General features: G+C 70.2%; 25 protein-coding genes. 14 read left to right on the top strand and 11 right to left on the bottom strand.

Translation table 11 applies throughout. The annotated features are described in order from the left end of the window. Positions 1-39: 39 nt before the first annotated feature. The 4 genes from ACYVIO_RS13570 to ACYVIO_RS13585 all read right to left on the bottom strand — a co-directional run bounded on the left by ACYVIO_RS13570 (position 40) and on the right by ACYVIO_RS13585 (position 3,824). Entirely contained in the window at positions 40-708 is a 669-nt protein-coding gene (locus tag ACYVIO_RS13570; protein ID WP_460651078.1) for a hypothetical protein, read from the bottom strand. 112 nt (positions 709-820) lie between these two features. Then, positions 821-1,864, bottom strand: coding sequence for a serine hydrolase domain-containing protein (locus ACYVIO_RS13575; RefSeq protein ID WP_460651079.1), 1,044 nt, complete (start codon positions 1,862-1,864; stop codon positions 821-823). Then, entirely contained in the window at positions 1,864-2,991 is a 1,128-nt protein-coding gene (locus ACYVIO_RS13580; protein WP_460651080.1) for a mandelate racemase/muconate lactonizing enzyme family protein, read from the bottom strand. The genes ACYVIO_RS13575 and ACYVIO_RS13580 overlap by 1 nt, the downstream gene beginning before the upstream one ends. Then, positions 2,988-3,824: a creatininase family protein gene (locus tag ACYVIO_RS13585; RefSeq protein WP_460651081.1), complete on the bottom strand. Its 837-nt coding sequence runs from the start codon at positions 3,822-3,824 to the stop codon at positions 2,988-2,990. The genes ACYVIO_RS13580 and ACYVIO_RS13585 overlap by 4 nt, the downstream gene beginning before the upstream one ends. Positions 3,825-3,898: 74 nt before the next feature. On the opposite strand from ACYVIO_RS13585, the gene ACYVIO_RS13590 reads away from it, so the two are divergent. Beyond that, the gene (locus ACYVIO_RS13590; protein ID WP_460651082.1) at positions 3,899-4,849 is read left to right on the top strand and encodes an ROK family protein; all 951 of its coding nucleotides are present in this window, start codon (positions 3,899-3,901) and stop codon (positions 4,847-4,849) included. A 53-nt stretch (positions 4,850-4,902) separates the two neighbouring features. Here ACYVIO_RS13590 and ACYVIO_RS13595 read toward each other — a convergent pair whose 3' ends face one another. From ACYVIO_RS13595 to ACYVIO_RS13615, 5 genes are read right to left on the bottom strand one after another with little or no spacing between them, the layout of a single operon-like run. After that, positions 4,903-5,736, bottom strand: a complete 834-nt coding sequence (locus tag ACYVIO_RS13595; RefSeq protein ID WP_460651083.1) for an ATP-binding cassette domain-containing protein — start codon at positions 5,734-5,736, stop codon at positions 4,903-4,905. Then, positions 5,733-6,542, bottom strand: a complete 810-nt coding sequence (locus tag ACYVIO_RS13600) for an ATP-binding cassette domain-containing protein (RefSeq protein ID WP_460651084.1) — start codon at positions 6,540-6,542, stop codon at positions 5,733-5,735. The genes ACYVIO_RS13595 and ACYVIO_RS13600 overlap by 4 nt, the downstream gene beginning before the upstream one ends. Further along, positions 6,539-7,369, bottom strand: a complete 831-nt coding sequence (locus ACYVIO_RS13605) for an ABC transporter permease (RefSeq protein WP_460651085.1) — start codon at positions 7,367-7,369, stop codon at positions 6,539-6,541. Before ACYVIO_RS13605 ends, ACYVIO_RS13600 begins: the two co-directional genes overlap by 4 nt. Beyond that, positions 7,366-8,352 carry an ABC transporter permease gene (locus ACYVIO_RS13610; protein WP_460651086.1) on the bottom strand — a complete coding sequence of 329 codons (987 nt, stop codon included), beginning with the start codon at positions 8,350-8,352 and terminating at the stop codon, positions 7,366-7,368. Before ACYVIO_RS13610 ends, ACYVIO_RS13605 begins: the two co-directional genes overlap by 4 nt. Continuing rightward, complete coding sequence (locus ACYVIO_RS13615; RefSeq protein WP_460651087.1) at positions 8,345-9,895, bottom strand: ABC transporter substrate-binding protein; 1,551 nt, start codon at positions 9,893-9,895, stop codon at positions 8,345-8,347. Before ACYVIO_RS13615 ends, ACYVIO_RS13610 begins: the two co-directional genes overlap by 8 nt. A gap of 113 nt (positions 9,896-10,008) precedes the next feature. Here ACYVIO_RS13615 and ACYVIO_RS13620 point away from each other — a divergent pair, with 113 nt between their 5' ends. Next, on the top strand, positions 10,009-10,698 hold the full coding sequence (locus tag ACYVIO_RS13620; protein WP_460651088.1) for an IclR family transcriptional regulator: 690 nt from the start codon (positions 10,009-10,011) through the stop codon (positions 10,696-10,698). A 44-nt stretch (positions 10,699-10,742) separates the two neighbouring features. Here ACYVIO_RS13620 and ACYVIO_RS13625 read toward each other — a convergent pair whose 3' ends face one another. Then, complete coding sequence (locus ACYVIO_RS13625; protein WP_460651089.1) at positions 10,743-11,342, bottom strand: uridine kinase family protein; 600 nt, start codon at positions 11,340-11,342, stop codon at positions 10,743-10,745. 134 nt (positions 11,343-11,476) lie between these two features. Between ACYVIO_RS13625 and ACYVIO_RS13630 the strand changes: the two genes are divergently transcribed. The 10 genes from ACYVIO_RS13630 (at position 11,477) to ACYVIO_RS13675 (ending at position 22,213) form a co-directional block, all read left to right on the top strand. Continuing rightward, the gene (locus ACYVIO_RS13630; protein ID WP_460651090.1) at positions 11,477-11,911 is read left to right on the top strand and encodes a hypothetical protein; all 435 of its coding nucleotides are present in this window, start codon (positions 11,477-11,479) and stop codon (positions 11,909-11,911) included. Positions 11,912-12,039: 128 nt separating this feature from the next. Further along, complete coding sequence (locus ACYVIO_RS13635) at positions 12,040-13,440, top strand: ABC transporter substrate-binding protein (RefSeq protein ID WP_460651091.1); 1,401 nt, start codon at positions 12,040-12,042, stop codon at positions 13,438-13,440. A 10-nt stretch (positions 13,441-13,450) separates the two neighbouring features. Beyond that, a complete protein-coding gene (locus tag ACYVIO_RS13640; RefSeq protein ID WP_460651092.1) occupies positions 13,451-14,404 on the top strand; it encodes a carbohydrate ABC transporter permease in 954 nt (317 codons plus the stop codon). Next, positions 14,401-15,246, top strand: coding sequence for a carbohydrate ABC transporter permease (locus ACYVIO_RS13645; protein WP_460651093.1), 846 nt, complete (start codon positions 14,401-14,403; stop codon positions 15,244-15,246). Before ACYVIO_RS13640 ends, ACYVIO_RS13645 begins: the two co-directional genes overlap by 4 nt. Then, on the top strand, positions 15,243-16,721 hold the full coding sequence (locus ACYVIO_RS13650) for a mannitol dehydrogenase family protein (protein ID WP_460651094.1): 1,479 nt from the start codon (positions 15,243-15,245) through the stop codon (positions 16,719-16,721). The genes ACYVIO_RS13645 and ACYVIO_RS13650 overlap by 4 nt, the downstream gene beginning before the upstream one ends. Beyond that, positions 16,718-17,698, top strand: a complete 981-nt coding sequence (locus tag ACYVIO_RS13655; protein WP_460651095.1) for a sugar-binding transcriptional regulator — start codon at positions 16,718-16,720, stop codon at positions 17,696-17,698. The genes ACYVIO_RS13650 and ACYVIO_RS13655 overlap by 4 nt, the downstream gene beginning before the upstream one ends. After that, positions 17,698-19,119: a xylulokinase gene (xylB, locus tag ACYVIO_RS13660; protein ID WP_460651096.1), complete on the top strand. Its 1,422-nt coding sequence runs from the start codon at positions 17,698-17,700 to the stop codon at positions 19,117-19,119. The genes ACYVIO_RS13655 and xylB overlap by 1 nt, the downstream gene beginning before the upstream one ends. Before the next feature lie 53 nt (positions 19,120-19,172). Continuing rightward, positions 19,173-19,667 carry a DUF3592 domain-containing protein gene (locus tag ACYVIO_RS13665; RefSeq protein WP_460651097.1) on the top strand — a complete coding sequence of 165 codons (495 nt, stop codon included), beginning with the start codon at positions 19,173-19,175 and terminating at the stop codon, positions 19,665-19,667. After that, positions 19,664-20,050, top strand: coding sequence for a DUF3592 domain-containing protein (locus ACYVIO_RS13670; RefSeq protein WP_460651098.1), 387 nt, complete (start codon positions 19,664-19,666; stop codon positions 20,048-20,050). Before ACYVIO_RS13665 ends, ACYVIO_RS13670 begins: the two co-directional genes overlap by 4 nt. A 192-nt stretch (positions 20,051-20,242) precedes the next feature. Then, on the top strand, positions 20,243-22,213 hold the full coding sequence (locus ACYVIO_RS13675; RefSeq protein ID WP_460651099.1) for a TolB family protein: 1,971 nt from the start codon (positions 20,243-20,245) through the stop codon (positions 22,211-22,213). Positions 22,214-22,405: 192 nt separating this feature from the next. Here the strand turns inward: ACYVIO_RS13675 and ACYVIO_RS13680 are convergent, their stop codons facing one another. Next, positions 22,406-23,296, bottom strand: coding sequence for a LysR family transcriptional regulator (locus ACYVIO_RS13680; protein ID WP_460651100.1), 891 nt, complete (start codon positions 23,294-23,296; stop codon positions 22,406-22,408). Positions 23,297-23,378: 82 nt separating this feature from the next. Between ACYVIO_RS13680 and ACYVIO_RS13685 the strand changes: the two genes are divergently transcribed. Next, positions 23,379-23,891 carry a hypothetical protein gene (locus tag ACYVIO_RS13685; protein ID WP_460651101.1) on the top strand — a complete coding sequence of 171 codons (513 nt, stop codon included), beginning with the start codon at positions 23,379-23,381 and terminating at the stop codon, positions 23,889-23,891. A gap of 45 nt (positions 23,892-23,936) precedes the next feature. After that, on the top strand, positions 23,937-24,356 hold the full coding sequence (locus ACYVIO_RS13690) for a PRC-barrel domain-containing protein (RefSeq protein ID WP_460651102.1): 420 nt from the start codon (positions 23,937-23,939) through the stop codon (positions 24,354-24,356). Positions 24,357-24,433 lie beyond the last annotated feature (77 nt).

Raw genomic sequence — 24,433 nt, forward strand, 5'->3', positions numbered from 1 at the left:
CGCGGCGAAGCCCGAGTACAGGTAGCGCCTGCGCGACCCTCAGCCGGCAGGCTTGCTGGTGAGGCGCTTGTACTCCTGCTGGGCCAAGGCGGTCACCAGCGTGGTGTCCGGCTGGAGGTCGCCGGTGATCGGGCCGGTCTGGCGGACGGTGATCTGGGCGACCAGGCTGCCGGTGACGAAGGTGGCCTGGGCGACGGCCTCGAACTCGTCGGGGACGCCGCTGGGTCCGATCCGGCGGCCGGCGCGGATCTCGGGAACGCCCGGGACCGAGAACTTGCCGTTGAAGGTCTCCTGGCTCCAGAAGCCGGCGCGCAGATCCTGGGCTTTACGTTTCGAGCCGGTCCGGAACAGCCGGATCGTGTACTGCTTCTCGCGGTCCGGGCTGATCCGCACCGCCTGGTAGCCGTCCTTGAAGCTCGCGTTCAGCAGCAGCGCGCGGTCCTCGGCCGGTACGCCGGAGATCGTGCCGAGGAACGACTGCAGCGTGAAGGGCCCGCTCATCTCGCGCTCGTCCGGGCCGTACCCGTCCGGTACGACGATCAGCGCGGCCAACGCACTCTTCGGCGTCGCGGGCCCGGGAGCGGCCGGCGCGGCGGCGTTGTTCGCCGTACCGGTGGTGACCGCGCCCGCGTCACCTCCCGCGCAGCCCGGCAACGCCAGCAGGGCGCACACGACCAGTACGGTCACGCCCGGCGCAGTCCGCCTCACAACTCCTCCGCCAGTTCAGGGAACTCCTCAGCCGGACCCCATCAGACGAAGGTGAACGTCAGGCAACCACCGAACGACAAAACCCGGCGTGAGCAACCGGCGACGCATCCGGTCAGCGGCCGGCGAGCGCGAACCCGGCGTTGTTCACCGTACGGCGGACGCGGCCGATCGCGGGGTTCTGCCGGGTCGGATGGACCCGGTTGGTCAGCAGCACCACGTAGTTGCCGCGCTCCGGATCCACCCACAACGACGTCCCGGTGAACCCCAGGTGCCCGTAGCCGCGGGGCCCGATCAGGTCGCCCGCCACGGAGTCGACAGGGTCCACGCCCTGCCAGCCCAGTGTCCGCCGCAACGTCAGATGATCGGTCCGCGGCGCGATCATCGCGTCGTACCCGGCCTCCGTCAGCACCCGTCCGTCAGCGCCGCACCCCCGTGCGCACAGCGTTCGGCCGAGAGCCTCCAGATCGGCCAGCGTGCCGAACAGCCCGGCATGCCCGGCCGGTGCACCGAGCACCACCGCGTTCTCGTCGTGAACCTCACCCTGGACGAGCCGTCCACGCCAAGGATCGTCCTCGGTCGCCACGGCGAGCTCACGATCCGGTACGCCGAACCCGGCGTTCGTCATCCCGGCCGGACGCGTGACCCGCTCGGCCACCAGTACGTCGAGCGTCGCCTCGGCGGCTGCCTCGGCGATCAGCCCGAGCAGGATGAAGCCCTGCGAGCTGTACGCGACCTGACCGCCGGGCGGTCCCAGCAGCGGCAGCGCGCGGACCGCGGCCAGCAGCTCGTCACGGGTCCGGGCCCAGCGGTAGAGCGGTTGCTGCCCGGGGATGCCGGACGTGTGGGTGAGCAGTTCACGGATCCGGATCCCGGCCTTGTCGGTTCCCGCGTACGGCGGCAGGTGGTCGGCGATCGTGTCGTCCAAGGTGAGGACCCCGTCCTCGACCAGCGACAGCACCGCCATCGCCACCACGGGTTTGGTGACGGAGGCGAGGTCCCACCGGCTGTCCTCGGTCACGGGAACCTCGGCGCTCCAGGCCGTCGTACCGAGCAGTCCGCGGCTGTGCGTCTGGTCGGCGGTGCCCACCGACCAGGCCGCCGCCGAGAACACCCGGCGTCGGCGTGCCTCGGTCAGCATTTCCTCGATCACCGGCATCACTTGACCAGGTCGCCTTCGCGGGCGTTGAGCGCGGCGTAGTGGGCCAGCTTGTCCTCGTCCACCCGTACGCCGAGGCCGGGGCCGTCTGGGACCGTGAGCCGGCCGCCGTGCAGCGGGATCGGGTCGATGATGTCGTCGTCGTGCAGGTAGTACATGCTGTCGATCGCCCGGTTCAGCACCGGCGTAGAAGCGACCACGGCCAGGTGCGCCGCGGTCGCGATGCCGAGCTCACCGCCGCTGTGCAGGTTCATCCCGAGCCCGAAGGTCTCGCAGTGCGCGGCCAGGTCCTTGGTGGCCTTGATCCCGCCCCACTTGTAGACGTCGCCGTGGATCACGTCGACCGCGCCGAGCCGCATCGCCGGGGCGAAGTCCTCGAACGCGACCACGCACATGTTCGTGCACAGCGGGATCCGGATCTTCTCCCGTACCTGGGCCATCCCGTCGATGCCCCAGCAGGGGTCCTCCAGGTACTCCAGGTCGAGCTCCTCGAGCCGGAGTCCGGCCCGGATCGACTCCGGCACGCTCCACGCGGCGTTCGGGTCGACGCGCAGTTCGGCCTCGGGCAGCCGGTCGCGCAGCGCCCGCATGATCCGTACGTCGCCGTCGACGTCCTTGGTGCCCTTCAGCTTGACCGCGGTGAACCCGCCCTCGGCGACCACCTTCGCGGCGTGGTCGGCGAGCGCGGCCGGAAGGTCCGCGTCGTTCGCGTCCGCGGCGTCCGCGCGGGTGATCAGCGCGGTGATCGGGACGGTGTCGCGGACCCGGCCGCCGATCAGGTCGGTCAGCGGGCGGCCGGTGATCTTGCCCATCAGGTCCCAGCAGGCGACGTCGAGGCCGGCCAGCGCGGCGTACCCGACGTACCCGTAGAAGAACGGGACCATCGTGTGGGTGGCGTGGAACTCCTCCAGCGCGAACGGGCTCTTGCCGATCAGCGACGCGGCCAGCTGCTCGGTCAGCCGGGCCACCGGAGCACCCCACATCGTCTCGCCCCAGCCGACCTGACCGTCGTCGGTGCGGATCCGGACGACGGTCCGGGTCTCGCCGGTCTTGGTCTCGAACGAGCTGCGGAACGGACTGGTCAGCGGCAGGTTGACGACCTGGACGTCGATGCCGGTGATGATCATGCCTGAGGACCTCTTTCGCGGTCGGTGGATGGGAATCGGTGGCCGGGGACCGCGTCGAGCGCAGGTGCGGTCGCCCGGTCGAGCCCGCGCAGGGCGGCGACCAGGCCCGCGACGCGGCGGCCGAGCAGCAGCCGTCCGATCGCGGCGGTCGCCTCGGCGGGGTCGTCGGTGAGGCCGCCGACGCGCGGCCACTCGCCGTACCGCTCGACCGTGAGGCCGGGCGCGGGGCTGCGGTCGAAGAGCGGGGGCGGATCAGCGGGCACGAATGGTCGGTCGTCGGCGACCAGCTCCGGGTGCGCGGCCAGCATCAAGGAGGTCTCGAACCAGCCGGCGTGGCCGGGCGTGCGCTCCGGGCGCTCGGCCGCCGCCGCCTCGGCGGTCGTCTCCGCGCTGAGCGTCCAGTACGAGCAGGCAGCCGCGGTTCCTTCCGCCTGCAAGGCGTGCGCTTTCACCGCCAGCCGGACGAGCTCGTCGTTACCGCCGTGCCCGTTGACGATCACGATCCGCCGGAAACCGGTCTGGCTCAACGAGGAGAGCACATCGGCCAGCACGTCGGACAGCGTCGACGGCCGCAGACTCACCGCGGCCGCGAACAGGTGGTGCGGGCTGTGCCCGAACGTCATGGTCGGCAGCCGGACCCAGGTGGTGTCGTCGTCGGCCAGCTGCTCCAGCGCGCGGTCGAGGACCGCTTCGACCAGCAGGAAGTCCGTCCCGAGCGGCAGGTGGTCGCCGTGCTGCTCGACCGCACCGATCGGTACGACGGCGACCGCACCCTCCGTCGCGAGAGTCCTGGCGACTCCCCGGGGCAGCGTGCTGAGGTGTCGTACAGTCATCGCGACGAGCTCCGATCGAACAGGCCGGAGCGCGTACGCCGTACCAGGCACGAGCTCGCAGGCAGGATGGGACGATGGCCGACACCCCGCACCGGCATCTGCAGGCGGTCGGGTCCGAGACCCTGATCGGCAGCGTCGAGCTGCTCGCCGGATCGGTCCGGGTCGCCCTGGTGAGTCCGGCGGGCCGGATCGTCCAGCGCGCCGAGCAGGAGTTCCCGGCGACCGACGACCCCGGCGTACTGCGTGCCGCGCTGGAGGACACGGTGGAAGGCTGCCTGGCGGGCAGCAACCCGTGCGGCGTCGGAGTGGCCAGCGCCGGTCTGGTCGACCACACGACCGGCGTACTGCGCCGGATCGACGACCGGCCGGGCTTCACCGGGTACCCGATCGCGGCCTCGCTGACCAAGCTGCTCGGCTGCCCGGTCTTCGTCGACCACCGGGCCCGGCTGCAGGTGCTCGGCGACCGCTGGTTCGGTCAGGGCGCCGGCCGCGCCTCGTTCGCCTCGGTCGCGACCGGTGACACGCTCGGCGTCGGCCTGCTGTACGAGGGGCAGGTGATCGCGCCGCTCGGCGGTCGCAGCGGAGCGCACATCACGGTCGCGGTGGGCGGCCGGCGTTGCTCGTGCGGGAACCTCGGCTGCTGGAAGACGATCGCGACGTCGACCTGGCTGCGGCAGGAGGCGACGGTTCGCGGCCTCGGTGAGATCACCGGCGTGGGTGACCTGATCGCTGCCGCCCGGGAGAACACCGGGGCGCGCCGACTGATGGCCGAGTACGCCGACAACCTCGCCGTCGGGCTCTCGTCCGTCCAGCACCTGCTCGCCCCCGGGCTCTACATCGTGCACGGAGACGCTGCCGTCGGTGGCGGCGAGTTCCTCGGCCGGATCGAGGAACGGCTGCGCGCGGTCAGTGACTGGGCCGACTTCGCCGAGCGGCCACGCGTCGTCGCGGCGGACACGGCTGCCGACGACGTCGCGCTGCTCGGCGGCGCGGGCCTCGTACTGTCCCGCCTGTCCGGGCAGTGAGCCGCCGCCTCGCCGTCGCCGCGCGAGCTGCGCCGCCCGTTGGTCGCCGGGCCTCACGCCACGTCCAGCGTCCGCCGGCGCCGGGCCCGGCGGGGATCCGGTTCCAGTACGGCGTCCAGCAGCGCCTGCGTGTACGGGTCGGACGGGCTGTCGAACACCGTCGCGACCGGCCCGGTCTCGACCACGGCTCCGGCCCGCATCACGGCCACCCGGTCGGCGAGCTTCCGCACCACGGCCAGGTTGTGGGACACGAACACGTAGCTCAGGTGGAACTCGCGCTGCAGCGACGACAGCAGGTCGAGCACCTGCGCCTGGACCGAGACGTCGAGCGCGCTGGTCGGTTCGTCCAGGACGATCACCTCGGGCCGCAGCGCCAACGCCCGCGCGATCGAGATTCGTTGCCGTTGGCCACCGGAGAACTCGTGCGGGTACCGGGAGGCGACGTTCGCCTCCAGCCCGACGGCGGTGAGCAGCTCGGCGACCTGTGCTTCGCGCTCGCCCCGGCCGCGCCGGCCTCGCAGATGCGGCTCGTGGGTGACGAGCGGTTCGGCGACGATGTCGACCACGCGAAGCCGCGGATTCATGCTGGAGAAGGGATCCTGGAGGACCACCTGCAGATCGCGACGCAGCGCGCGGAGTTCACCAGCCGGCAAGCGGAACACGTCTCGCCCGCCGACCTCGACGCGGCCCGAGGTCGGCGGCAGCAGGCCGAGCATCATCCGGGCCAGCGTGGTCTTGCCCGATCCGGACTCGCCGACCACCGCGAGCGTCTCGCCGGCCCGGAGCTCGAGCGAAACGTTGTCTACAGCAACCACTGGCGCCCGGCCGCGGACGTCGTACTCCTTGCACAGCTGGGAAGTGCTGAGCAGCACCCGTTGGTCGGTCATGCCGGGGTCTCCTCGCGCAGTCGGGGTGTCGCGGCCAGCAGTTGCTGGGTGTACGGGTGTTGCGGATCGGTCAGGATCGACAGCACGTCGCCGCTCTCGACGACCTCGCCGGCCCGCATCACCAGGACGTCGTCGGCCATGTTCGCCACCACGCCGAGGTCGTGCGTGATCAGCAGCAAGGCCATCTGACGTTCCTGCTGCAGGTCGGCCAGTACGTCGAGGATCTGCGCCTGGACGGTGACGTCCAGCGCCGTGGTCGGCTCGTCGGCGATCAGCAGTCGCGGCCCGGCGACCAGGGCCATCGCGATCATCGCGCGCTGCCGCAGCCCGCCGGACAGTTGATGCGGGTACTGCGCCGCGCGGCGTTCGGGATCGTCGATGCCCGCGGACACGAGCGCGGCCAGGACCTCGTCGCGGTAGCGTGCCGCGCGCCCGCCGCGGTGCCGGCACAGCACCTCCGCGACCTGCGCGCCGATCCGGCGTACGGGGTTGAGGCTGGACATCGGGTCCTGGAAGACCATCGCGATCTGGTCGCCGCGGATCTTGCGCAGCTCGGGTTCGGCCAGCTGGAGCAGGTCGTGGCCGTCGTACAGGATCTTGCCGGTCGGGTAGCTCGCGGGCGGCTCGGGATTGAGGCGCAGTACGCCGCACGCGGTGGCCGACTTGCCGCTGCCGGACTCGCCGACGATCGCCAGCGTCCGGCCTGCCCGCAGCTCGAAGGAGATGCCACGGACGGCGTGCACGGTCTGGCCGGGCAACGTGAAGTCGACGCGCAGGTCGTCGACGGTCAGGATCGGTGCGCTCATCGGCGGTACGCCCTCGGGTCGACGGCGTCGCGGATCGCGTCGCCGGTGATGTTGATGGACAGTGCGGTCAGCATCAGCGCCAGGCCGGGGAACACCGCGATCCACCAGGAGGTCCCCAGGTACAGCTGCCCGTCGGCCAGCATCGATCCCCAGGTCGGGATCTCGGCCGGTACGCCGAGGCCGAGGAAGCTCAGCGCCGACTCCACCACGATCGCCGAGGCGACGTTCAGCGCGGCGATCGTGATCAGCGGCGCGAACACGTTGGGCAGCAGGTGACGACGCATGATGGTGGCCGGCCCGACGCCGATCGCGCGGGCCTCCAGGACGAAGTCGCGTTCGCGCAGCGACAGCACGCTCGACCGGGTCACCCGGGCGTAGGACACCCAGTTGGTCACCCCGAGCACGATGATCACGACCCACAGGCCGTTGCCCAGGAACGCGACCACGGCCAGCGCGAGCAGGATCGACGGGAACGCGAGCTGGACGTCGGCCAGCCGCATCAGCACCCGGTCGGCCCAGCCGCCGCGGTAGCCGGCCACGATCCCGATCACCGCGCCGATCGTGCCGGAGATCAGCGCGACGGCCAGTCCGACGAACAGCGAGATGCGGGCGCCGTAGATCAGTCGGCTGAGCACGTCGCGCCCAAGGTTGTCGGTGCCGAGCAGGTGGCCGCCGGTCCAGCCAGGCGGGCTCAGTCTGGTCAGCAGGTCCTGGGCGTTGGGATCGTCGGGCGCGACCACCGGCGCCAGGATCGCGCACAGCACGACCAGGGCCAGCAGGATCAACGCGGGCAGGGCCATCCGGGCCCGGAGAACACGAACGATCATCGGCCGAGCCTCACTCTCGGGTCGAGCAGCGTGTACGACAGGTCGACGAGCAGGTTGACCACGACGAAGACCAGCGCGAAGAACAGCACCGCGCCCTGGACCAGCGGGAAGTCCCGGTTGGCGATCGCCTCGACCGTGAGCCGGCCGATCCCCGGCCAGGAGAAGACCTGCTCGGTCAGGATCGCGCCGCCCAGCAGGGATCCGAGCTCCAGCCCGACCACGGTGACGACGGGAAGCGAGGCGTTGCGCAGCCCGTGGCCGAGCACGACCTGGCCGCGGGTCAGCCCCTTCGCGGTCGCCGTACGGATGTAGTCGGCCGACAGTTCCTCGGCCAGCGAGGTCCGCAGGACGCGGGCCACCACCGCGATCGAGTAGATCGACAGCGTCACCGTCGGGAGGACGAGATGCGCCACGCTCCCGTACCCGGCAGCAGGCAAGGCGTGCAGCCGTACGGCGAACAGCAGGATGAACACGATGCCCACCCAGAACGCCGGGGTGGACTGCCCGATCAGGACGATCCCGCTGATGATCGTGTCGGTGATCCGGCCGCGGTGGATGCTCGCCAGGATGCCGGCGGGCAACGAGATCAGCAGCGACAGCACGAGCGCGGAGACCGCGAGCAGGGCAGTGGCCGGCAGGCGTTCGCCGATCAGCGACACCACGGGCTGGTCGAAGAAGATCGACCGCCCGAGGTCGCCCTGGACCAGGCCGCCGAGGTAGTCCAGGTACTGCGCGAACAGCGACTGGTTCAGGCCGAGCTCGGCGGCGAGCTGGTCGGCCTGCTCCTTGGTGGCGTCCGGTGGCAGCAGCAGCGCCAGCGGGTCGCCGGAGATCCGAACCAGCAGGAACGCCACGGTCGCGACGACGAGCAGCACGATCAGCGACGAGACGACCTTGCCGAGGATCGTTCGCCCGAGACTCAACGCCCGGGCCTGTCCGGTACGCCGTACGGCGGTGGCCGGTGACGCGGTCAGGTCAGTCATCGCGCACCGCGCTCTGCAGGGCGAGGTGGCCGATCACGTTCGGCGTCCAGCGCACCCGGTCGTTGGAGATCACGATGGTGTCGGCTTGGTAGAGGAACACGAAAGGGGCCTCCTGGGAGAGCAGGCGCTGCAGGGAGCCGAAGGCCTTCTGCCGGTCGGCGGGGCGGATCGAGTTCTCCTCCCGGTCGATCAGCTGGTCGGCCAACGGGTTCGTCCAGCGGCTCTGCCGGCGGCCGGTCCGGACGTTGGACTGCACTGGGCTGGAGCCGTCGAGGGTCCAGCCGGTCGTGGATGCCAGGTACATCGGGCCGAGCGCCTTGCGGTTGTCGCTGGTCAGCCGTTGCGAGTACGTCGAGGGGTCCAGCAGCGAGACCTTCGCCTGGACGCCGACCTTGGTGAGCAGGCCCGAGATCGCCTGCGCCGTGGTCGCGTCCGTGCTGGACGCGGTGAGCGTGGTGGACAGGCCGCCCGAGTGCCCGGCCTGAGCCAGCAACCGCCGGGCCTGGTCGAGATCACGGGCGTACGGCGCGACCGCCGGGTCGAAACCGAACGACTCCCGCGGGATCATCGTCGGCACCTCGCGGCCGTGACCGTTCAGCGTCGCCTTCACCAGCAGCGGTACGTCCATCGCGTGGTTCAGGGCCCGGCGGACCCGTACGTCGGAGAACGCCGGCTCGGTGGTGTCCAGCGACAGGTACGACATCCGCAGCCCGGGGAACGAGCTGACCCGGACACCCTTGTAGCCCTCGAGTTGCAGCGCCGCGTCCGGGACCAGCCCGGTGACGAGATCGACCTCGTCGCTCTGCAACGCGGCCAGTGCCGAGGCCGGGTTCTGGATCGTCTGGATCTCCAGCTCGTCGTACCCGGGTCTGCTCTCCCAGTGCTGCTCGTAGGCGCGCATCCGGATGCCGACGCCGCGTTTCCAGCTTTCGAACCGGAACGGGCCGGTGCCGACCGGCGCGGCGGCGAACTTCTCGTCGCCGACGTCGGCCAGGTACTTCGGCGGCACCATCACGCCGCCGAACAGCGACAGCTTGGCGGGGAGCACCGGATCGGGCTGGTCGAGCACGAAGTCGACGGTGTACGGATCGACGACCCGGACGCCGGTGACGTACCGCAGCTCGACGATCGGCGACTGCGTCTTGGGGTCGAGCAGCCGCTCGATGCTGAACTTCACGGTCTGGGCGTCGAACCGCTCACCGTTGTGGAAGGTCACCCCGCGCCGCAGCACGAACCGCCAGTGGTGGTCGTCGATCGCCTTCCAGCTGGTGGCCAGCCGGGGGACCAGTTCGTTGTGCACGTCCCGCGCGGTGAGAGTGTCGAACAGGTTGATCAGGACGTTCATCGTCGTCATCCCGCCCTGCTTCTGCGGGTCGAGCGTGGTCGGGTCGACCGACTGCGACACCCGGATCCGGCGTCCGGTGCCGGCCTGCGGGTCACTCCCGCAGCCGGTCAGCAGCGCCGGCATGCCGAGCAGCGGGACACCGACGGCCGCCGTGGTGAGCAGTCGCCGGCGGGAGAGCGATGGCTGGAGGTTCCTCAACGCGCAGTCCTCCTCGGGGTTCGACGAGCAGGGGGCTCGCCGCCCATAGCGGCTAGAAATGAAACTCCGGTTTCATCTGACGAAACGCTGGTTGCTTACAATAACCTGTGATCATGACGAGCGACAGTGGTTCGGAAAACTCGCCGCGGGCGTCGGCGGTCAAGGTGCTGGACGTGCTCGTGGCGCTGTCCGAGCGCGGCGGGAGCCATCGGATCGTGGACCTCGCGGCCCGGACCGAGCTTCCCAAGGCCACGGTGTACCGGCTGCTCCAGCACCTGGTGGCGCAGGGATTCGTCGTGGCCGAGCCGGACAGCACGTACCGGATCGGACCGCGCTTCCTCGGGATCGCCGCGGCCGCGTTGTCGGACGCGCCGTGGCGGAAGGTCGTGCGGGCGGCGCTGGAGTCGCTGCGGACCTCGACCGGGCTCAGTGCGCATTTCGCTCAGCCGTACGGCGGTCATCTGGTGGTGGTGGACGCCGCCGAGTCGCTGGATCCGTTCGGGATCCCGGTGCGGCCGGGGGTGACGAGCGCGATCGAGCAGACTGCCTTCGGTCAGGTGATCTTCTCAGGTGCGCCAGATGCGGTGGTGCGGCTGGATGACGTCACCCACCTGCGGTCGGTCGCGGCCCCGGTCTTCCACCGCAACGGCGAGGTGCTTGGGGCGATTGGTGTTCTGGGGACGGAGTTCACCCTTGCGGATCAGGCTTCCGAGCGGATTCGCACGTTGGTTCAGTCGGCCGCCGGTGATGCGTCGGCAGTCCTCACGACCCCGTCCTTCGGCCACCGCACGGGTACTGCCTGATCACCGCAGCCTTCAGCGGCGGCGCGCGGCCTGACGAGGTTCGTTCAGTGCGTCGCGGCGGCGGCGAGGAGGTCGGCGATGCGGCGGCGGGCGGCCTTGGGGTTCAGAGGTTCGCAGCCGGCGTCGAGGCAGCGGCGGACCACTCGCGGATCGTCCTTCAGGAGCAGCAATCCACGCCGTAGCAGGGTGAACGGTGGCTTGCGGTGCTCGCGCAGGTCGCGCTGGAACCGCCGCAGGAACGTGACGATCCGGTGGTGCCGTACGCAGATCGCGGCCGCCAGGAGCCCGCGGCTCTTCAGCTCGCCGACGATCTGGTCGGCGAAGATGCCCTCGGCAATCACCAGCGGCTGCCCGGCCGTACTCACCCGGTGGTGCCCGACGGTCGCGTTCGCCCTGATGTCGTACGTCGGAAGCTCGCCCGACCCGGTCGCGCACAAGGCCTCCAGCGCGTCGACCGCACGCTCGGCGTCCCACGACGCGGGGTCGTCCCAGTCGACGATCCCGAGCGGCGACCGCGGCATCGCGGCGTCGTCACCGTCACGGTAGAAGTCGTCGAGGCGGACCACCGGCAACCCGACCAGTTCGGCCAGATGGGACTTCCCGGTCCCGGACGGCCCGGCCAGCAGCACAACACGCGCACTCACCGGGCTATTCTCCGTCATCCTGGGTCTTGCTGAACGCCCGGGTAACACCAGGCGCCCGAACGCCGATGTCACCGGAGACCCACCCCCACGAGCGGAGCCCGCACGCCCGCCCCCTACGAGCGGAGCTCACCCCAATGCCGAACCGGCTGACCCGCCCCGGCGCGCTCGCCTACGCCTTCATCGCGGTGACCCTCGGCGCCCAGGCGGTCCATCTGCTCCGGCTCGACGGTGTCTGGGGCACCGACCAGACCTGGGTGGCGGTGACGCTGCTCGCGATCAGCCTGGTGTCCGGCGTGCTCTTCGCCGCCTCGGCCCTCACCCGGACCCCGCTGGTGGAGAGCGCCGCACCCGACGCCGGCGACGCCCACCTGCTCAGCCGCTTCGGGGCGTGGGCGGTGATCGGCCTGACAGTCGTCGGCGTGCTGGTCGTGACGGTGGGTGACCTGGACGCCTTCGGCCTCTGGCCGAACCTCCCAGCGGTGTTCACGCCGTTCTGGGTCCGGCGGCTCGAGACGTCGTACTTCGAAGGTGTCGAGGAGACCCGTCGGGCGGCTGCCGCGGACCTCTAACCCTCCAAAATCACGAACTCACAACCCCCGCCGCTCACCTGAGCGCGGGGGTGCTCTCATGTACGCCGAACTCTTGACACCACCCCCGCGCAAACGCTTCACTCTACTTTGAGCAACGCCCTGCTCAGATGAGCGAGTCCGACGGAACGAAGGAGCAGCTCGTGCTGGAACAGCGGAAGCGGGTGGGGGCGGCGGTACTCGCCCTCGCCTTGGTGACAACGGCCGGCGGGTGCGCCGGCTGGGGTGGTGGGGCCGGTGGTGGGGGCGCCGACAGCATCAACGTGCTGATGGTGAACAACCCGCAGATGATCGACCTGCAGAAGCTCACGGCCGACAACTTCACCAAGCAGACCGGGATCAAGGTCAACTACACCGTCCTGCCGGAGAACGACGTCCGGGACAAGATCAGCCAGGAGTTCTCCAGCCAGGCCGGCCAGTACGACGTCGCCTCGCTGAGCAACTTCGAGATCCCGATCTACGCCACCAGCAAGTGGATCGCGCCGCTGTCGGACTACATCGCCAAGGATCCCAACTTCAACCAGGACGACGTCCTGAAGCCGATGACGGAGTCGCTCAGCGGCGCCGACGGCAAGGTGTACGGCGAACCGTTCTACGGCGAGTCGAGCTTCCTGATGTACCGCAAGGACGTCCTGGAGTCCAAGGGCGTCACGATGCCCGCGAAGCCGACCTGGCAGCAGGTCGCCGACATCGCGGCCAAGGTCGACAACGCCCAGCCCGGCATGCGCGGCATCTGCCTGCGCGGCCAGCCCGGCTGGGGCCAGCTGTTCGCGCCGCTCACCACCGTCGTGAACACCTTCGGCGGCACCTGGTTCACCGACGACTGGCAGGCGAAGGTCAACGCGCCGGAGTTCACCGAGGCGACCAAGTTCTACGTCGACCTGGTCCGCAGCCACGGCGAGCTCGGCGCACCGCAGGCCGGCTTCACTGAGTGCCTGAACAACCTCGTCCAGGGCAACGTCGCGATGTGGTACGACGCGACGTCGGCCGCCGGTTCGCTGGAAGCGCCGAACTCACCGGTCAAGGGAAAGATGGGGTACGCCCCGGCGCCGGTCGTGAAGACCGACAGCTCCGGCTGGCTGTACGCGTGGTCCTGGAGCATCCAGGAGGCCAGCAAGAAGAAGGACAACGCCTGGAAGTTCATCTCCTGGGCGTCCAGCAAGGAGTACGAGGAGCTGGTCGGCAAGGAGCTCGGCTGGTCCCGCGTCCCGGCCGGCAAGCGCGCTTCGACGTACACGAACCCGGAGTACGTGAAGGAGGCGAGTGCGTTCGCCGAACCGACCCGGCAGGCGATCGAGGCCGCCGACCCGCGCAACCCCGGCGTCCAGCCGCGGCCGGCGATCGGGATCCAGTTCGTCGACGTACCGGAGTTCCCCGACCTCGGGACGCAGGTCAGCCAGGACGTCAGCTCGGCGATCGCGGGCCGGATGAGCGTCGACGAAGCCCTGAAACGTGGGCAGGTGCTCGCCGACGACGTCGCCGAGCGCTATCGCTCCCGAGAAGCGAAGTGAGGAAGCCGTCATGAGTGTCGACACCGAGGCACGCCCCAGCGGGCGGCACGCGGCCGGACCGCCCGGATCGCAGTCCACGATGCTGCGCAAGACCGGTGACTGGGCCCGCCGGGCACCGTTGCTGCCGGCCCTGATCTTCATGATCGTCGTGACCCAGCTGCCGTTCGTGGTCACGATCATCACCTCGTTCATGGACTGGAACGCCTACTACCCCGACGAGCGCGGCTTCGCGGGCATCGACAACTTCCGCCGGGTGCTGACGGACGCGAACACGCGGCAGGCGATCCTGGTGACGATCCTGCTGACCGCTGCCGTCGTCCTGATCAGCCTCCTGCTCGGACTCGGCATCGCGCTGCTGCTGGACCGCCGGTTCCGCGGTCGTGGCGTGGTCCGGACGATGATGATCACGCCGTTCCTCGTCGTACCGGTCGCGGCCGCGCTGCTGTGGAAGCACGCGCTCTACAACCCGGAGTACGGGCTCTTCAACGGCTTGCTGACGTGGATCTTCGGGGACAACGCGCCCCAGCCGGACTGGATCAGCAACCAGCCGTTGTGGTCGGTGATCTTCGCGCTGGTCTGGCAGTGGACGCCGTTCATGATGCTGATCCTGCTGGCCGGGCTGCAGAGCCGGCCGCTGGACGTGATCGAGGCCGCGGGCATCGACGGCGCCAGCCAGTGGGACATCTTCCGCTACATGACGCTGCCGCACCTGCGTCAGTACCTCGAGCTCAGCGCGCTGCTCGGCTCGATCTACGTCGTGCAGAACTTCGACGCCGTCTTCACCATCACGTCCGGTGGACTCGGTACGGCGAACCTGCCGTACACGATCTACCAGACCTTCTACACCGCGCACGACTACGGCCGGGCCTCGGCCGCGGGCGTGATCGTGGTGATCGGAACGATCATCATCGCGACGTTCGCCCTGCGGTCGGTCTCGTCGCTGTTCAAGGAGGAGAGCCGATGAGCAACACGGTGACGATCGTGACGGGCAGGAAGAAGCGCGGCGGTGGCATCGCGCTGAGCGGGCTGGCGTGGATCGTCGGCACGTTGTTCGTGCTGCCGGTGCTGTGGATGGCGCTGACCTCGTTCCACGCCGAGGAGGACGCGGCGAAGAACCCGCCGGCCATCGCGGCGCCGCTGACGCTGGACGGCTACCGGTCGTTCTTCGACAGCGGTCCGTGGCCGTCGATCGCGAACTCGCTGACCGCGAGCATCCTGTCCACGGCCCTGGTCATCCTGCTGGCGTTCCCGGCGGCGTACGCGCTGTCGATCAAGCCGGTCCGGAAGTGGACCGACGTGATGTTCTTCTTCCTGTCCACCAAGATGCTGCCGGTGGTCGCCGGGCTGCTGCCGATCTACCTGTTCGCCCAGTTCACCGGGCTGCTGGACAACATCTGGCTGCTGATCGTGCTCTACACCTCGATGAACCTGCCGATCGCGGTCTGGATGCTGCGCAGCTTCCTCGCCGAGGTACCGGTGGAGATCCTGGAGGCGGCCTCGGTGGACGGCGCCGGGCTGGTCCGGACGTTGCGCTCCGTGGTCGCTCCGGTGGTCACACCGGGCATCGCGTCGGCGGCGCTGATCTGCTTCATCTTCAGCTGGAACGAGCTGCTCTTCGCCCGGGTGCTGACAGGTACGGTGGCCCAGACCGCACCGGTGTTCCTGACCGGCTTCGTCACCAGTCAGGGGCTGTTCCTGGCCAAGGTCTGCGCGGCCTCGCTGGTGGTGTCGCTGCCCGTCCTGATCGCCGGCTTCGCCGCCCAGGACAAGCTGGTCCAGGGCCTGTCGCTGGGAGCCGTCAAGTGACCTTGCAGAAGCTCAGTTCCGCCACGCTGTCCTCGCTCGACCCTCAGGTGGGCGTTCCGGCCTACGACCGTACGGCGGTCAGCCCGGGCATCGTCCACTTCGGGGTCGGCGGGTTCCACCGGGCCCACCAGGCGATGTACCTGGACCGCCTGATGGCCGATGGCAAGGCACTGGACTGGGGGATCTGCGGCGTCGGCGTGCTGCCGCAGGACCGGCGGATGGCCGACGTGATGGCGGCGCAGGACTGCCTCTACACGCTGGTCGTGAAGTACCCGGACGGCACGCTCGAGCCGCGGGTGATCGGGTCGATCGTCGACTACCTGTTCGCCCCGGACGACCCGGAGGCGGTGCTGGCCCGGATGACCGATCCGGCGACGCGGATCGTGTCGCTGACGATCACCGAGGGCGGGTACCACGTCAACCAGGTGACCGGGGAGCTGGACGCCAACGACCCCGGTCTGGCCGCCGATCTGGAGCCGGGGGCTGTCCCCGGTACGGCGTTCGGGCTGGTCGTCGAGGCGCTGGCCCGGCACCGTGCGGCGGGGACCAAGCCGTTCACGGTGATGTCCTGCGACAACATCCCGGGCAACGGGCACGTCGCGAAGAAGATGCTGACCGCGTTCGCCCGGCTGAAGGATGCCGAGCTGGCGGACTGGATCGAGGCCGAGGTGCGGTTCCCGAACTGCATGGTCGACCGGATCACGCCGGTCACCGCCGACGCGGACCGCGAGGCGCTGGCCGAGCGGTTCGAGGTGGAGGACGGCTGGCCGGTGGTGTGCGAGCCGTTCACGCAGTGGGTGCTGGAGGACGACTTCGGGGGCGTGCGGCCGTCGTACGAGGACGTCGGTGTGCAGGTGGTGGAGGACGTCGAGCCGTACGAGCTGATGAAGCTGCGGCTGCTCAACGCGAGCCACCAGGCGCTGTGCTACCTCGGGTACCTGGCCGGCTACCGGTACGCGCACGAGGTGTGCCAGGACAAGCTGTTCGTCGACTTCCTGCTCGGCTACATGACCGAGGAGGGCCAGCCGACGCTGCCCGACGTACCAGGGGTGGACCTGGAGCAGTACAAGCACCAGCTGATCGAGCGGTTCGCCAATCCGGAGGTGCGGGACACGCTGGCCCGGCTGTGCGCGGAGAGCTCGGACCGGATCCCGAAGTGGCTGGTGCCGGTCATCCGCGAGCAGCTGGCCGCTGACCGTGGGGTGGAGCGGTCTGCCCTGGTAGTGGCCTCCTGGGCCCGGTACGCCGAGGGCGTGGACGAGCAGGGCGAGCCGATCGAGGTGGTCGACCGGCTGCGCGACAAGCTGGTCGAGCGCGCCCAGCACAACCGGGAGGACCCGCTGGTGTTCATCTCCGACCGGGACCTGTTCGGTGACCTGGTGGACGACGAGCGGTTCGTGACGGCGTACAAGGCCTCGCTGGCGTCGCTGCACGAGCGTGGTGCTCGGGCGACGCTGGAGGACCTGGCCAGATGAGCGGGGAGGGGGTCGAGAGCTGGCGGGGGGAGGACGACGAGCTGCTTGCGGACGTCGCCCGGCGGTACTACCTGGACAACACCTCCAAGGTGGACATCGCCAAACAGCTCGGCCTCAGCCGTTTCAAGATCGCCCGGCTGCTGGAAGGCGCCCGGGAGCGGGGGATCGTCCAGATCCAGATCAAGAGCCCTTCGCCGGTCGACCGAGGCCTGTCCGAGGAGCTGGCCGGCGTGCTCGGCATCCCGCGCTGTGTGGCGACCACGGCGACCGGGTCGGCCGAGCAGGTCCGTGCGCAGGTCGCCGAGGCTGCTGCCCGGACGGTGATGCCGCTGGTTCGTGCGGGTGACCTGCTGGGCCTGACGTGGAGCCGGGCGGTCGACGCGATGGTCGACCACTTCGACGCGCTGCCCTCCTGCACGGTGATCCAAATGGCGGGCTCGCTGCACTCACCAGCAGGTGGCGGTACGACGGTCGACCTGGCCCGACGCGCGGCCGAGCTGGCCGGCGGTACGGCGTACGCGGTGCACGCGCCGCTGGTCGTGGACGACATCGCCGCGGTGACCGCGCTGCGGCGGCAGCCGGGGATCGCCGACACCCTGGCGATGGCGGACGGGCTGGACATCTCCGTGGTGGCGATCGGCGCCTGGCGGGCCGGCTGTTCCACGGTGTGGGACGCGGTGTCGGAGGCGGTCCGCGACGAAGGGGTCGCGGGAGGCGCCGTGGCCGAGGTGAGTGGGCATCTGCTGGACGTGGACGGCAAACTGGTCGAGTCACCGCTGGAGCAGATGATCATCGCGGTGTCGATGGACCAGCTGCGCCGCCCGCGGGAGCGGGTCGCACTGGCCGCCGGCGCGCACCGGGCTCCCGCGGTGATCGCAGCGGTCCGGTCGGGGCTGGTCAGCACCCTGGTGACGACCACAGACTTGGCCCGCGAAGTCCTGCGCCTACTTGCCGCCTCCGAGAGGAACTCCGTCTGATGACTCAGCCGAAACTGGTCGCCGGTGTCGACTGCTCCACCCAGGCCACCAAGGTCGTGGTCTGCGACGCCGAGACCGGGGAGGTGCTGCGCGAGGGACGTGCGCCGCACCCCGACGCCACCCAGGTCGACCCCGCCGAGTGGCTCAAGGCCTGGCAGATCGCCTCGGAGGGACTGCTGGACGACGTACAGGCGCTGTCCGTCGGTGGGCAGCAGCACGGGATGGTGCTGCTCGACGGCGACGGTGGCGTGGTCCACCCGGCTGTGCTGTGGAACGACACCAGCTCGGCCGACGCCACTGTGGAGCTGGTCGCCGAGCTCGGCGGTGCTGAGGCGTGGGCCGAGGCGATCGGGTCGCTGCCGGTGCCGAGCTTCACGGTGACCAAGCTGCGCTGGGTGCAGTCGGCCGCGCCGGAGGCTGCGGCCCGTGCCGAGGCTGTGGCGTTGCCGCACGACTGGCTGACCCACCAGCTCGCTGCTGGGCGCAGTGGGATCGGCGACCTGACCACTGACCGCGGCGACGCGTCCGGGACCGGCTGGTGGTCGCCGGCGACCAACTCGTACCGGCCCGACCTGGTCGAGCGGGCCTTCGGCCGATCGCTGGCGCTGCCGCGGGTCGCTGGGCCTCGGGAGATCGTCGGCGAGACCGCTGGTGGTGCGGTGATCGCTGCCGGGACCGGTGACAACATGGCGGCTGCTCTTGGGCTTGACCTGCAGCCGGGCGATGTCGCTGTGTCGCTGGGGACTTCTGGCACGGCCTTTGCGACCAGTACGACGCCGACTGCTGACCCGAGCGGGTTTGTCGCCGGGTTCGCGGATGCGACCGGGGGCTACCTGCCGCTGGTCTGCACGCTGAACGCTGCGCGGGTCATGTCGGCAACGGCCACGTTGCTGGGCATGGAGCTGGCCGAGCTCGACGAGGCCGCGCTGAACTCGTCCGGGAGCAACGGACTGGTCCTACTTCCCTACCTGGACGGTGAGCGGACGCCGGACCTCCCGCACTCGACCGGCCTGGTCTACGGGCTGACCCGCGCGACCATGCAGCCCGCGACGATGGCCCGCGCGGCTGTCGAGGGCATGCTGTGCGGTCTGGCCGATGCTGTCGACGCACTGCGCGCGCAGGGCCTCCCGGTCGAGCGGGTGCTGCTGCTGGGTGGCGCTGCCCGCTCCCGCGCCGTACAGGCTCTTGCTCCTGCGTTGCTGGGGGCACCGGTCGTGCTGCCCGAGCCTGGTGAGTACGTGGCGCTCGGCGCGGCCCGTCAGGCTGCGTGGGCGCTGTCGGGTGCCGACACCCCGCCGACCTGGTCTGTTGCCGTCGGCAAGCCTGAGTCGTCGATCCTCAGCGATACAGAGGCTGCCGAGGTCCGTGCCCGCTACGCTGCCGTCCTCAAGGGAACCCGCCCGCTCCTCACCCAGCCCTAGGGAACGTCCGCACCGGTCGGGACGTCCCACTCCCGACCAACCGGTGAGGACCGATGACGAGCAACAAGACGCAAGCGACCCGCCGGGCCAAAGCCGCCCGGCGGGCCAAGCGCGTCGCATCGAGACACCGACGCAAGGAACAGGGCCGCCGGCGGTGGCACTGGGACGTGGACGGGCTGATCACCCTCGTGTTCGCCGTCGCCGTCCTGACGTTCGGAGTCTGGGTAGGTCGCGACACCTACTTCCTGCAGCAGCGCGGCGAGGTCGTCCCGGCCACGGTGCTCGACGTCGGCTCCGGCAAGCACCCCAAGATCGAGGTCCGCTACACGACCAAAGGCGGCCAGACCGTCCAGGACGGCACGACGAACTACGACCAGGCGACGGCCGGCGGCACGATCGACGTGGTCTACGACCCTAGGAAACCGACCAGGATGCAGGCCGCCGACTACGGCTTCGACTACGTCCTTCCTGGGCTGGCCGGTGCACTCGGGGTGGGCCTGCTCGCCTATGCCGGCACGCAGTTCTACCGCCGAGGCAAGCATTCGTGAGCAAGTGGAGGCGCCGGTACGAGGGCGCCGCGATGCTCTTGCTCACGGTCGTGTTCGGAGCGCTCGCCTGGGCCGAGGCCGACGACCTGCGGTGGTTGAGGGAGCGGGGTGCGGTGGTACCGGCCGTCGTCCTGGCCAAGGAGGGCTGGAAAACCGAGCGGATCACCGTCCGGTACGAGACCTTGGCCGGGCAGACGATCGTCGAGAGGACCAGCAACTTCCTCGAGGCCGACCAGGGGCAGACCATCGACGTGGTCTACGACCGCGAGGATCCGCACCGGATGCAGAGTGCGGACTACGGAACGGATTACTCAGGGCCCATCATTTTCGGGGTTTTCGCCGTACTGACGCTGGTGATCGGCATCGTGCTGCTCAAGCGCTGACTGCAGCTTCCTGCCACGGCGTAACGAAAGGGCCTTGGGCAACGATAGGCCGGTGAGGCGCGCGTGTGCGGGCCCGTAGCTGCTGGGGGAAGTGTGCGGTCGTACGTGCGGTCGGTAACGGCGTTGGCGGTGGGCGTTGTGGCCCTGGGAGCGGGGATTCCTGCTCAGGCGGTGACGGAGGCGGTGCCTTCGGTGCCGTTGGACGTGAAGGCAGTGGGGACCTTCACCGGTGTAGAGCTCAGCTGGCAGGCGCCGGCCGAGTGGGAAGGGCTCACCGGCTACGTGATCAAGCGGACCGTCGGCGGGACCGTGACCACCTACCCGTGGGTGGAGACCTCGAGCGTGTCCACCGAGCGCGCGTGGGTGCAGTCCGAGCGGATCGCCGGTGCGACGTACTCGGTCGCCGCGACCAGCGACGAGGGCGAAGGCCCGGCCAGTACGCCGATCACGCCCGCGGCGACCACCGAGACGATCGGCCTGACCAACACCGTCCCGGTCGAGGGCGGCAACTACCGCACGTACGCCGCGCAGGTGGCCGTCAGCGGCGGCACCTCGGTCGTCCCGCTCGCCGCGGACGGCCAGACGCACGTGGTGGGCGACTCGATCGCGACCTCGCCCGACGGCAAGGAGATCGTCTTCGCCAAGGGCCAGCAGAGCTTGTGGCGCGTCCGTACCGACGTACCGGGGGCGACGCCGGTCCAGTTGGTCAGCGGCTCGACCGGCATCATCCGGATGGCCTGGTCGCAGGACGGCACCAAGATCGCGTACGAGCGCCTGCAGCCGAGCGGAGACTCCTGCCTCGACCTGGTCGCCGCCACTGGCGGTACGCCGGTCCGGATCGGCTGCAACCTGGCGATGCCGACCTGGCTGCCGGACAACCAGACCCTGGTAGCGAAGGACCAGAACGGATCGCTGCTGGTCCGCGTCCAGGCGCGCGCCAACGGCGCCGTCCTGGGCAGCCTCGCCGGGACCGTGCAGAGCACCTTCCCGACGGTCTCGCCGGACGGACGCTGGATCGGCTACGTCAGCGGCAAGGCCCCGGCGGTCATCCCCGTCGGCGGCGGTACGCCGAAGCTCGGCGCGAGCGGCGAGCAGGGACTGGCCTCGATCGCGTGGTCGCCGGACGGGACGAAGCTGCTGATCAACCGCAACATCGCACTCGGCGGCAACGTGCTCCAGGTTCTCCCGGTCGACGCGGCCGGCCAGCCGGGCACCGCGGTCAACGTGTTCCAGCGCCCGTGGAACGAGCGCCTCGGCTCCGCCGTCTGGCAGGGCCCGCGGGTCGCGATCAAGCCGACCGCGACCGTGAACGGCCCGAACCTGAGCATCCCGTTCGACACCGCCGGCATGGCGACGCCGCTGACCGTCACCTGCCAGCTCGACGGCGCGCCGGCCACGGCCTGCACTTCGCCGTACACGAAGGCCGGGGTGGGCAGCGGGACGCACGTCTTCCAGGTCAAGGCGGTCGAGCCGGGTGGTCGGACGACGGTTGCCGTTCGCTACCTCAACGTCGACGCGGTCGCGCCGACGGTCGCGTTCACCTCGGGTGCTTTCGAGCTCACCAAGGCCGCGTCGGTCAGCTTGTCGTACGGCGCGACGGACTCCAGCGGGGTCGGCTCGTACGACGTGCGCTACCGGACCGCGACGTATTTGGCCAACTTCGGTGCGTACGTCAGCGCCGCCTCGGCGACGAAGGCGACCTCGATCACGCTTAATGTTGCTGCGGGCAACGAGTATTGCGTGTCGGTGCGAGCTCGCGATGTGTTCGGCACGGTGTCGGGGTGGACTGCTGAGCGGTGCTTCTCGCGGCCGATGGACGACCGGGCCTTGACGGCCTCGGCCGGTTGGTCGCGGGGTGCGAACGGCGTGTACTACCTGGGCACGGTCACCAGCGGCACGGTGAAGGGCATCTCGCTGACCCGCACGGTGCAGGCGAAGCGGCTGTTCCTGATCGCCACTCGCTGCCAGACCTGCGGGAGCCTGCAGGTCTACTACGGCGGGAAGTCGGTCGGGACGGTCAACCTGAACAACGCGACTACGCAGTACCAGGCGGTGATTGCACTGCCGACGCCGACGGCCTTCCTGTCCGGCACGGTGCAGCTGACGGTGCGGGACGGGTCGATGACCCACCAGATCGATGGGCTGGCCGTACGACGTACGTGAAGGTAGCGGGGGCCGGTACTTGGGGGAGAGGGGCCGGGAGCGGGTGTTGCGCGCCGCGCCCGCGGCACGCTGCCGGGCTATCGGGTGCTGCGACGGTCAAGGCGGCGGTGATGGCAGCAGCGGCGCTCGCCGGCGTACCGGGCTTTGCCGGGTTCTTCTCGAAGGACGCCCCGGCGCAGTCGCCGGTGCTGGTCAGCTGGCTGACGTCGCTCGGATGTGGTTGGCCAAGGCGTCTGTTGCTCGGCGGGAGGCTGGGCGGCGGGTGCCGTGGGCCAGGAGGTGGCGGCGTAGGGACCAGGGGTCTGTCAGTGGGCAGATGTCCAGGTCGGGGCTCGCCGTGACCGCCCGGCGTGGGGTGATGGCGAGGCCTGCGCCGGAGGTCGCCAGGGCGATCAGTGTGTGGAGGTCGGGGACGAGTGTGCGGTAGCGGGGGACGGGTGCGTTGGCCGGGAGGTGGCGGTCGATCCACTGGCGCAGGGACGAGTCGAGGGAGAGGCCGACCATCGGGTGTTCGGCGGCCTCGCGGTACGTCATGCCGGTCCGGCCGGTGAGTACGCCGCCTGCTTGGCCGATCACCACCAGGTGGTCCTCGCTGAGCGGTTCGAGTCGGAGGTCGGCGTCCTCGGCCTCGTCGTGCAGGACGATGCCCAGGTCGGCCTCGCCCTCCGCGAGCATGCGGAGGCTCTCCGGGGTCCGTTGCTCGGAGACGGAGACGTCGTACTCGGGATAAGCCCGCAGGAACGTCGTCAGCGCGAGCGGGACGATCCGGTGCATCCCGGAAGCACCAGCGACGAGTACGACGGGCCTGCGCGGCGCCGCTGTGTAGCTCGCGAGAGCGCTGTCGAGGCGGATGGTCTCGGCGAGCACCGCCTCCGCGTGCCGGGCCAGCGTGCTGCCGGCCGGAGTCGGGCGGATTCCCCTGCGTTCGCGGATCAACAGAGGCAGACCGGCCTGCGCCTCGAGCGCGCGAACCCGGGCGCTGGCCGACGGGAGGCTCAAGTGCATCCGCCGGGCGCCTGCCGTGATGGACCCTTCGGTCACGACGTGGACGAAGAGCCGGAGGTCCTCGAGGTCGTAGCGCATGAGCTCAGCCTATGCCCTGGACAGAGGCTGACTGCGGGAATCCCGCATTGTGCCGGTCGCCCCGGGCCTTGATGCTCGAGACATGGAAGAGGCCGTGGCACGCGTCGCACTGTCGTACGAGGCCTGCCAGCTCGCGGAAACCGCCGGAGCTGCTGTTCCCGCGGCAGCCGAGGAACTCGGCGCCGCCCGCGCGGTCCTGCAGGCGACCGATCGGTACGTCGAGTCGGTGATCGCGCTCGCCAGGCTCCGGGGGAGCAGCTGGCAAGAGATCGCCGCTGCCCTCGGCCGATCCGAGCAGTCCGTCCGCGCCCAGCACGCGCCCGCGCTCCGCGCGGGGCGCGGGGACCCGGAGCGCGGGGACCCGGAGCGCGGGGACCCGGAGCGCGGGGACCCGGAGCGCGGGGACCCGGAGCGCGGGGACCCGGAGCGCGGGGATCCGGCGGGTGGCGGTGCCGGGGACTGGTGGCGGGAGCACCTGCTGTGCGATCCGGCGGAGGCGGCCTTCGACCTGGACGACTGGGTGCGGCGGCATCTCGATGCCGATTCGGGGCCGGCGCCGGTGTCCGGCGTACTGCGGAGACAAGCGACCGTTTGACCAGGGGTTCTTTCGGCTACCAGGTCGGTGGAAGGGAGAACGACGATGACTGAGCAGTCGCAGGTATCGCTGGTGAAGCTGGGGTCCACCGATCTGGTGCTGGCCGACCCGGGCGACGACATCCGGGGTCGGACCGTGGTGGACGCCGCCGGCGAGAAGGTCGGCAAGGTGGACGGTCTGTTCCTCGACCACGACGAGGCGAAGATCCGGCTGCTCGAGGTCGTTGACGGTGGCTTCCTCGGGCTGGGCAAGGAGTCCCGGCTCGTGCCGGTCGAGCTGGTGCGTTCGGTCGACGACGACCAGGTCGTGATCGACCGTGACCAGGCGACGGTTGTCGGTGCCCCGGCGTACGACCCGGAGCTGACCGACGCCCCGGACTACTTCAGCGGGCTGTACGAGTACTACGAGATCGGCCCGTTCTGGGCGCCGGGCGCGATCTACCGCCGGCCGCCCTTCCACCCTTAAGCACCGTCACCTCTGGACAAAAAGCCTCGGCCCGCCGCGTGGCATGGAATCCGCGGCGGGCCGAGGCGTCTGTCGTC

Source organism: Kribbella endophytica, from assembly GCF_054781295.1.

What these genes read in the sequence shown, in the direction of transcription:
- ACYVIO_RS13605 (WP_460651085.1), bottom strand. Translation starts at nt 7,369, where the DNA reads ATGATCGTTCGTGTTCTCCGGGCCCGGATGGCCCTGCCCGCGTTGATC.
- ACYVIO_RS13600 (WP_460651084.1), bottom strand. Translation starts at nt 6,542, where the DNA reads ATGAGCGCACCGATCCTGACCGTCGACGACCTGCGCGTCGACTTCACG.
- ACYVIO_RS13680 (WP_460651100.1), bottom strand. Translation starts at nt 23,296, where the DNA reads ATGCGCTACGACCTCGAGGACCTCCGGCTCTTCGTCCACGTCGTGACC.
- ACYVIO_RS13585 (WP_460651081.1), bottom strand. Translation starts at nt 3,824, where the DNA reads ATGACTGTACGACACCTCAGCACGCTGCCCCGGGGAGTCGCCAGGACT.
- ACYVIO_RS13595 (WP_460651083.1), bottom strand. Translation starts at nt 5,736, where the DNA reads ATGACCGACCAACGGGTGCTGCTCAGCACTTCCCAGCTGTGCAAGGAG.
- ACYVIO_RS13610 (WP_460651086.1), bottom strand. Translation starts at nt 8,352, where the DNA reads ATGACTGACCTGACCGCGTCACCGGCCACCGCCGTACGGCGTACCGGA.
- ACYVIO_RS13690 (WP_460651102.1), top strand. Translation starts at nt 23,937, where the DNA reads ATGACTGAGCAGTCGCAGGTATCGCTGGTGAAGCTGGGGTCCACCGAT.
- ACYVIO_RS13590 (WP_460651082.1), top strand. Translation starts at nt 3,899, where the DNA reads ATGGCCGACACCCCGCACCGGCATCTGCAGGCGGTCGGGTCCGAGACC.
- ACYVIO_RS13630 (WP_460651090.1), top strand. Translation starts at nt 11,477, where the DNA reads ATGCCGAACCGGCTGACCCGCCCCGGCGCGCTCGCCTACGCCTTCATC.
- ACYVIO_RS13635 (WP_460651091.1), top strand. Translation starts at nt 12,040, where the DNA reads ATGAGCGAGTCCGACGGAACGAAGGAGCAGCTCGTGCTGGAACAGCGG.
- ACYVIO_RS13575 (WP_460651079.1), bottom strand. Translation starts at nt 1,864, where the DNA reads ATGCCGGTGATCGAGGAAATGCTGACCGAGGCACGCCGACGCCGGGTG.
- ACYVIO_RS13665 (WP_460651097.1), top strand. Translation starts at nt 19,173, where the DNA reads ATGACGAGCAACAAGACGCAAGCGACCCGCCGGGCCAAAGCCGCCCGG.
- ACYVIO_RS13685 (WP_460651101.1), top strand. Translation starts at nt 23,379, where the DNA reads ATGGAAGAGGCCGTGGCACGCGTCGCACTGTCGTACGAGGCCTGCCAG.
- ACYVIO_RS13580 (WP_460651080.1), bottom strand. Translation starts at nt 2,991, where the DNA reads ATGATCATCACCGGCATCGACGTCCAGGTCGTCAACCTGCCGCTGACC.
- xylB (WP_460651096.1), top strand. Translation starts at nt 17,698, where the DNA reads ATGACTCAGCCGAAACTGGTCGCCGGTGTCGACTGCTCCACCCAGGCC.
- ACYVIO_RS13655 (WP_460651095.1), top strand. Translation starts at nt 16,718, where the DNA reads ATGAGCGGGGAGGGGGTCGAGAGCTGGCGGGGGGAGGACGACGAGCTG.
- ACYVIO_RS13645 (WP_460651093.1), top strand. Translation starts at nt 14,401, where the DNA reads ATGAGCAACACGGTGACGATCGTGACGGGCAGGAAGAAGCGCGGCGGT.
- ACYVIO_RS13640 (WP_460651092.1), top strand. Translation starts at nt 13,451, where the DNA reads ATGAGTGTCGACACCGAGGCACGCCCCAGCGGGCGGCACGCGGCCGGA.
- ACYVIO_RS13620 (WP_460651088.1), top strand. Translation starts at nt 10,009, where the DNA reads ATGACGAGCGACAGTGGTTCGGAAAACTCGCCGCGGGCGTCGGCGGTC.